This is a genomic window from Vibrio sp. 1641 (genome assembly GCF_033339995.1).
Lineage (GTDB): Bacteria > Pseudomonadota > Gammaproteobacteria > Enterobacterales > Vibrionaceae > Vibrio > Vibrio alginolyticus.
This window is the reverse complement of sequence record NZ_JAWOVP010000340.1, coordinates 1-593: the sequence shown is the minus strand read 5'-3', so window position 1 is coordinate 593 and position 593 is coordinate 1. Positions and strand designations below refer to the sequence as shown.

The window sequence follows — 593 nt, the reverse complement described above, 5'->3', positions numbered from 1 at the left end:
AATAAGCTGATGAGTCGATAGGATCACTGATAGAACCCCCTTTTTGCCAGATGACGGGTTTCACCGTTAACGAGAAATGTTCGCCAGCGGCAATGAACTTATCACCTTGTTCGGATGTGCCTGAAGGCAAGGTGTTTTGGTTCTCACAGATTGCCAAGGTCCATGGTCGCGAGTACACATTAAACTTGCCTGTTACTTCAACTGTGCCGTCGTCCGGACACTCTGAAAATCCTTCACATTCGAATTGGTCGGATAACGTCACCTCGAACAGTCCGGATTCGTTAGTAATTAAGCCATGTTCCGATAATCCGTCTTTGAACTCAGCAGAATAACTAAAATCACCTTCGCTTCCACCGAGAGGTTTAATCAAAGGGTGGACTACTTTGGGTTTACCATTGTAATTGCTGGCAACGACGGGTTCTCCTGTGGAGGCACAAGCGAGCAGACGTGTATGAACATTTTCTGGTTTACCAGCGATGACGCGAATTTCATTCAGTGTCCGTCTTTCATTTGAATACGCTTCGAACATAAACGGCGTAAACATGAAGTTGACAGTTTGCTCCTTAGCGGAGTCTCCGACCATCGTGAAAGTC

At 46.2% G+C, this 593-nt stretch carries 1 protein-coding gene; it reads right to left on the bottom strand.

The annotated features are described in order from the left end of the window. Positions 1-593, bottom strand: a 593-nt coding sequence (locus R7Z47_RS25875; protein ID WP_318130898.1) for a DUF6701 domain-containing protein, incomplete at both ends; no start/stop codon positions are given.